General features: G+C 63.0%; 4 protein-coding genes. 2 read left to right on the top strand and 2 right to left on the bottom strand.

Annotated features, from left to right (window positions below):
• Positions 1 to 171: 171 nt before the first annotated feature.
• Together IEY31_RS02820 and IEY31_RS02815 are read right to left on the bottom strand one after the other, a co-directional pair.
• Positions 172 to 2,250 carry a S8 family serine peptidase gene (locus IEY31_RS02820; RefSeq protein WP_229723269.1) on the bottom strand — a complete coding sequence of 693 codons (2,079 nt, stop codon included), beginning with the start codon at positions 2,248 to 2,250 and terminating at the stop codon, positions 172 to 174.
• 158 nt (positions 2,251 to 2,408) lie between these two features.
• Positions 2,409 to 5,000: an Ig-like domain-containing protein gene (locus tag IEY31_RS02815; protein ID WP_188968720.1), complete on the bottom strand. Its 2,592-nt coding sequence runs from the start codon at positions 4,998 to 5,000 to the stop codon at positions 2,409 to 2,411.
• 321 nt (positions 5,001 to 5,321) lie between these two features.
• Between IEY31_RS02815 and IEY31_RS02810 the strand changes: the two genes are divergently transcribed.
• Positions 5,322 to 5,867, top strand: a complete 546-nt coding sequence (locus IEY31_RS02810) for a hypothetical protein (RefSeq protein WP_188968718.1) — start codon at positions 5,322 to 5,324, stop codon at positions 5,865 to 5,867.
• A 102-nt stretch (positions 5,868 to 5,969) separates the two neighbouring features.
• On the top strand, positions 5,970 to 6,956 hold the full coding sequence (locus IEY31_RS02805) for an alpha/beta hydrolase family protein (RefSeq protein WP_188968716.1): 987 nt from the start codon (positions 5,970 to 5,972) through the stop codon (positions 6,954 to 6,956).
• The last annotated feature ends 1 nt before the right edge of the window (position 6,957 follow it).

Below are 6,957 nucleotides of genomic sequence, written 5' to 3'. Positions count from 1 at the left end.
GGTCTGGTCAGCGTAGCCGCTGACCGGGGCGAAGTGACTTGGCCCGTGGTCCTGTCCGAGGGGTTCATTCCAGTATTGCCCCTTGACCGCCTGTGTACTTTCGAGCATGTAGCAAGATAGTCAGAAGGGCGATCAAGTCATTCGATGACTTGATCGCCCTTCTGACTATCTTTAGTTGGTCTTGGCCAGCTTCAGCTTGTACTTGTTAAAAGGACTGCCATCGTCGCCCGTTCCCTCAGCGATGTTGTAGCTGGTAACAGCCAGGTAATAGGTTCCTGACACGGGAAGCTTCAAGCTGATCTCAGAATCCGAGTCGATACGGGGATTACCACGGTCATCGTTGTCGGCTAGCTTCTTACCGTCCGGGCCGAACAGGAACAGATACGAGTCGAGCGATCCTCCCAGCTGGCCCATCGCCAGGACCTCGGCCTTGATATCGTCCCCGGCTGTCCCCGCAAAACTGAAGTAGTCGTAGTCGCTGGGCTTGTTGTAGATGTAGGCAGTCTGGGTCGTCTGGCCGTACGTGATGGGCTTGGCAGCGGATGGGCTGTCGTTAGGCTCATACGGGTCCACCGGATTGAAGTCGGGGGAGGCTGCCGTAAGCACCACTTGCTTGATGTCCGGATTTGCCCGAGTGGAGCCGGACGTGGCCGTGAAGCTGCCGATGTAAGTTCCCCGCTCCTCGGTGAGTCCGCCCGTGACGCTCAGATCAGAACCGGCCACGTACAGGTCATACTCGCCAGGCGCGATCTCGGCGAAGGTGGCGTTGCCCTGTGCATCGGTGGTGGACAGGTACAGTGGGGTGGGGTCGTCGGTGGCCCCGGCACGCATACCTTTGCCCCGCAACATAACGTCGCCCAGGACACCAGGATGTTGTCCGGAGTCATCGATATACGTCACATTGATCTTGACGTTGGCGCCCTTGGCGGGCAGCTTGTCGCAGGACGTCAGGGTTTTGGCGATGTTCCCGGCGTTCAGCGCACCCCAGCCGGTGTCGCGGTCAAAACCATTGGGGTTGGAACCGATGCTGCTGTTGGCCGTCGTTTCCAGCACGCGGCGCACTTGGAAAGGCGTGGCGGACGGGCACTTCTGGTACACCAGGGCGGCAACGCCAGCGGTGTAGGGGCTGGAGAAGGAAGTTCCTGAAATCAGCGCGTGTCCACCGCCCTGCCAGGTGGGACTCGCCAGCATGGTGTCCTGACCGGGGGCCGAAGATGAGATGTGACGGCCCATGGTGGAGAAGGTGACCCGGCGGTTACTGCCGTCTAATGCCCCCGAGGCAATCACGCCAGGTAACGCGGCGGGGTACTGGAACTCGTCGTAGTAGCTGTTGCCCATGGAGGCCACGACGGCTGTGCCGTTGCTCATGGCGTAGTCGAAGGCGTCCTTGACGGCCCCAAAGGAGATGCCGCCGCCCCAGGAGTTGTTCAGCACCCGCGCGCCATTGTTGCTGGCCCACACGGCGGCCCGCGCGATGTAGAACGAGGAGTAGAACTCGTTGGTCTGTTTGGCTGCCGGGTTGATGACCACAGGAAGCCATGTGGCCTTGGGCGCAACCCCCACGATGCCCTTGCCGTCGTCGGCTGCCACGATGCTGGAGGCCACGAAAGTACCGTGATCGGCAAACTCACTTGCGGAGTCCTTGACCCACTCGGCGGCGTCGGTATACACCTTGTTTAGGAACGGGTTATAAGCCTTCCCAGCCCAGTTGGCCTTCAAGTCGGGGTGCGAGACGTCGCCGGGATCATCCAGCACGGCCACCACCACGCCCTGTCCGTTCAGGCCGGCGTCCCAGGCGGCCTTGGCGTTCAGGTGGCGGGGGTCCAGGGCATACTGCGGCAACTCATCAAAAATCTGATCCGCAGACGCAGCCTGGGCGTTCAAATCGCCCTTGACCTGTCCGGCCGGCAGCTGGTCACCCGCGATGATCTCGTTGGCCTGGGCGTAACGCAGGCCCGGCAGACGGAAGGCCTGCGCGCTGACCTTCAGGCTGTCGCCCTCAACGCGCAGCAGGGCCACCCGGATTTCGGGAATCGTCGCTACCACAGTGGCCTTCAGGGTGGAGACAGCGCGCTTGAGGCTGGCGTCATCGGTGTAGCCCACCATCAGTTCGTTCTGTACGTACCTGAGTTTGCCGCTCTGGGCCACCGTGGCGTTTTCACTTAGATCTGCTTTGGGCAAGGCGCCCATCGGGGCAGTGCCAGCGGTCTGTTGTCCGCAGGCGGCCAGCAGCGCCGTAAGGGCTACCATGCCGAGATTGCGACTGAGGTTGTGAAGTGATGGTCTGTGCATGAAATCTCCTTGAACGCGCTGGCCGTAGAACGGCTATGACGGTGCTGGAATTACGTGACGAACTCAACTGCAAAGCCGTGCGGCATTGGACAAGGGTCCGCCACACGGTTTCCCGCTTACTTCTGACCTGTGATGAAGTCGAAGTTCTGGTTCAGAGGCCGGGTGGCCGGGATCGGTTGGGTGGTGCTGCTGGGCCAGGTGTAAACCGAGTAGGCGTTCACGCGCCCTTCTTCGGCAGGTAGGTACTTGTAGGCGTAACCGGCATACATCTGCCACTTGTGGGGACGCAGCGGCTGAAGCGGATTGATAAACAGCTCCGAGGGCAGGCTAACGGTGTGGTTGGTGGTGTCCACAGGGGCAAGATTGGGCTTGCTGGCACTGATGACGCCCGCCGTATCGGTCAGGAGGGCATTGTTCCTCAGCCCCGAGGTGAAGACCAGCGTCTGTCCGACAGGAACGCCATTGCCTGCGTCGCCAGTGCCTTCTTCCACCCGGAAGAGGCCCAGGGTGTTGGCCACAGCCGGGTTGCCTGGCAGGTTATAACCGCTGAGATTGAACAGGTCGCGTAATTGCAGGTTGTAACCTGCGCCGTCCGCGCCGATGGCCAGTTGTGGGTGACCGATCACGAAGATGGGGGTCAGCGACACGCCAGTGCTCTCATCGGCTGGCCCCAGCAACTTGGGCAGGAACTGAGCCAGCGGAGTGGTCTGTGTGGTGTTGCTGACCGCAGTGTTCGCGCCGCGCGCCACAACGCGGTAGGTGAAGGTCTTGCCCACGCTCAGGTCGGCGCTGTTATCGCGGTAGAAGAAGGGACGTGAGAGCTGATTGGCCGAGCACGAGGCGCTTGTTCCGCCTGCCACGGTACCAATCTTACTGAAGGTCGTTCCATCTGCCGAGCGCTCGATATCGAAGCCGAATGGTGCAGCGCCGGTGTTGCACCAGCGCACTTCCACAAAGATGCCGGAGCCATTGGGTGCGGCGTCACCCGCTGGTGTGGAGCCATCTGCGTCGGGCAGGGAGTAGGGCCGGGTCCACGAACCCTCTTGCTTTAAGGTGTAGGCCACGGCAGCGGCCTTGGTGGGGGCCGTGACCGTTGTGCCCGCTGCGGCCGAAGTGTTCTTCAGCGTGATTGGCACGATGTACAGCGAGTAGTTGTAGTTATAGTCGATGACCAGAACTTCCAGATTGACCGCTTCACCGGCGGCACTGCCGAAGCCCTTGACGAAATTGGGGGTCGCCGCATTGGGCAGAGTCACGGCCCCGGAGGTGGGGGGCGCCAAGACGTCCTGCGGCGGCGCAAAGAACCATTTGCCGTCCTGCGAGGAGCCTGTCACGCTGCTGGAGCCGGGTGTACGTCCCAGTTGGGCATACATGACACGGACCGGTCCCACATGATTGGAATCGTTGGCTCCTGTGATCTTGAAGTCCACGGTGTCGGTGAATGTCGTGCCTGCCAATGGCGTCTGGCCGTCTGCGCGCGTCAGCAGCAGTTTGGCACCGTCAGTGGTGGCGCTGGTTTCAAAGGCGGGCGGCTGAATCACGCGCACCTTGACAGCCCCGTCCTCTACCACCAGACCATGCAGATCGAAGCCCGCCATCCCAGCCTTGCGCGCCTGAAGGTCATACGTTCCGGCGGGCAGCTTATCCAGATTGAAGGTGCCATCGGACCCGCTGGTTAGCGTGCTTAAGGTCTTGCCCGCCGACGTTACCGTGATGCTGCTGCCGGCCACAGGCGCACCGATATTCTGATCCACGACGATACCCTGGATTATGCCCGTCCCAGTAACGACATTCACCGTATCGGTGGCTTCCGCCGTGTTCCCTGCCGCATCGCTGGCCACCGCGCGGAAGGTTAGTGTGCCGCTGTCTGCCGGGCCGACGGTGGTCGTTGCCGTGTAGGGGGCGGTGGCGTCCTCGCTGATCAGGGTGTTGCCCTTATAAAAGGCGACTTTGGTGACGGCCACGTTGTCGCTGGCGGTGGAGGTCAAGGTGACGGTCCCAGTAAACGTGACCGTTTTGGGAGCCGCTTCGAGTTTGACCGTAGGTTTGGTGGTGTCTACCGGGGCATCGTCGATGTTGACAGTCACCGTGGCCGTGGACTCGCCGCTCTTTCCAGCGGCGTCCACCGCAACGGCGCGATAGACCACGCTGCCGTTGTTGGCGGCGGTCACGCTGTCGCTGAAGGTGTAGGGCGCGGTGGTGTCGCTGCCGATCTCGGTGGCGCCGCGGTAGAAGGTCACCTTGACGACGTCCACATCGTCGGTGGCGTCTGCGGTCAGCGTGACAGGACCGGCGGTGGTGACGGTGCTGGGCGCCGCCGTGAGCTTGACCGTGGGCGCTGCGGTGTCTGTGCTGATATTGACCGTCACCACTTCTGCGGTGTCCGCCGTGTTCCCAGCAGCGTCGGTGGCGACGGCGCGGTAGATCACGCTGCCGTTGTTGGCGGCAGTCACGCTGTCTTTGAGTTCGTAGGGCGCGGTGGTGTCACTGCCGATCTCGGTGGTGCCGCGGTAGAAGGTCACCTTGGTTACGGCCACATTGTCGCTGGCCGTGGCAGTCAGGGTGACGTCGCCGGCCGCGGTGACAGGATTGGGGGCCGCCGCGAGCTTGATCACGGGTGCGGTGACGTCGCCTGGGGTGGTGCCGCCGCAGGCCGTGAGCAGCAAGCCAGTGAGGGCCAGAAATGCGAGGGGTGAGGATCGTTTCATGTGATCTCCTTGTCGGCCCGTTTCCGTCTGAGCGCTGGCAACGGGACTGGGCCTCCTGAGGCCGTCGCGTGCGCCAGGTCAGCGAATGTGACTCGACATTCCTGAAAATGAGGTGCTTGCACTGGATCAAGCAGTGTGTTGGACGGATGCCAGGATAGCGTGCATGGGCGACCAGGGCAAGCAAATTTCACGGCCTCGTCATGTGGTGCTCACTCAAAAATAGATTCAGGTACGGGCTGGCCCTGTGCCCTGTGGATGGGGACGCTGGGAGGTGCAAAACAGGCTGCGTCTTCTCACCATTCGGCTGGGTACGCTGGTGCCATGCGCCCCCTGTCGACTGCTTCTCTGCTGCTTCCGCTGATCCTGGCTGCCTGTGGGCAACAGGAGGTCAAGGCCCCCGCCGACTACGCCCTGAGCGGCACCATCGGCGGCGACTGGGGCGCTTCTCCCCGGTTGCGTCTGGCTCTGGTCGGCACCGGGGTTCCGGTGGCCGTGACCAACAACAGTGGCATTGCCCAGAACGTGGTCAGCGCGGGCGTGAACACCTGGCAGTACGGCTTCGATCTGCCGAACATTCCCGGCGTGGCGGGCGTGTATCAGGTGGTGGCCTTCAATGACGCCAACAACGACGCCCGGTTGACGCTGGGCGAGACGGTGGCGCGCAATCGTCTGTGGCTGGTGTTCAGCCCGGCGGACGGTACCTTCGGCCCCCTGGAACTCCCGGAAAACTGGCCCGGCGACGAGACCGAGTTGCTGCCCGAGATGACCGTCTCACGCGGCTGGAACCTGTATGACCGTTCTGCGGTGCTGGGCAACGGCAACCCGCGCTCCGTGACTAAAATCACCGGCTACGACATCAGCCGCTGAAGCTGGTTCGGCCCGTGCCTGAACCGAGTCGCAACCCCGTCTCAAGGCCGCACCGTTGCTCCTGACGCTTTCTGGAGGCGGATCTGCCTCTAGCCTGAGAGGATGAGAGCTACCCCCCTTCTTTTCCTGACCGCGCTGCTTGGTGTCCCTGCCCTGGGGTCCCAGGCCGGGGCACAGTCCGCTGCCGCACTGGCGAAGGTGGACGTGGCCGACATGAGCGTGGCCGCCGCCCGCGAGAAGAAGTATCCCGGCAGCGCCCTGAAGGTGCTGACCACGCTGGGCGCCGGCAGCAACTACAGCCGTCAGGTGGTGGCGTATCAGTCTGACGGCCTGACCATCCGTGCGCTGCTGACGGTTCCGAACGGCCCGCCGCCGCAGGGGGGCTGGCCCGCCATTGTGTTCAACCACGGCTATATTCCGCCGCAGCAGTACCGCACCACCGAACGGTACGTGGCGTATCAGGACGCCTTCGCCCACGCAGGCTTCGTGACCCTCAAGAGCGATTACCGCGGCCATGGCAGCTCCCAGGGAGAGGCGCTCGGCGGCTACTACGCGCCCGGCTACACCGACGACGTGATGAACGCGCTGGGCAGCCTGAAGCGGGACGGACGGGTGAACGCGGCGCGCATCGGCATGTGGGGCCACAGCATGGGCGGCTTTCTGACCCTGCGGGCGATGGTCATCGATCCTGGCATCAAGGCCGGGGTGATCTGGGCCGGGGTGGTGGGGGACTACAACGCTATGATGACCCAGTGGAACAGCCCCGTGCCGGCCAGCATTCCGCAGCGCGTACTGGATCTGCGCCGGAAGGCCGTTGCGAAGTACGGCACCCCCGCCAGCAATCCCACATTCTGGAACACACTGAGCGCCAACAACTACCTCAGGGATCTGGGCGGCCCGCTTCAACTGCACATCGGCACGGCGGACGAGGATGTGCCGGTGGTCTTCCACACCACCCTGAGCAGCGACCTGAAGGCCCTGGGCAAGCCGGTGCAGAGTTACGTTTACCCCGCAGACAACCACAACCTCAGCCGCAACCTGCAGACGGCCCTGACCCGCAGCGTAGCGTTCTTCAAGGAGCACCTGTAAC

The organism is Deinococcus aerolatus (assembly GCF_014647055.1).
Taxonomy (GTDB): Bacteria; Deinococcota; Deinococci; order Deinococcales; family Deinococcaceae; genus Deinococcus; species Deinococcus aerolatus.
The sequence above is the reverse complement of the archived record's forward strand: the minus strand, read 5'-3'. Positions and strand labels throughout refer to the sequence as shown.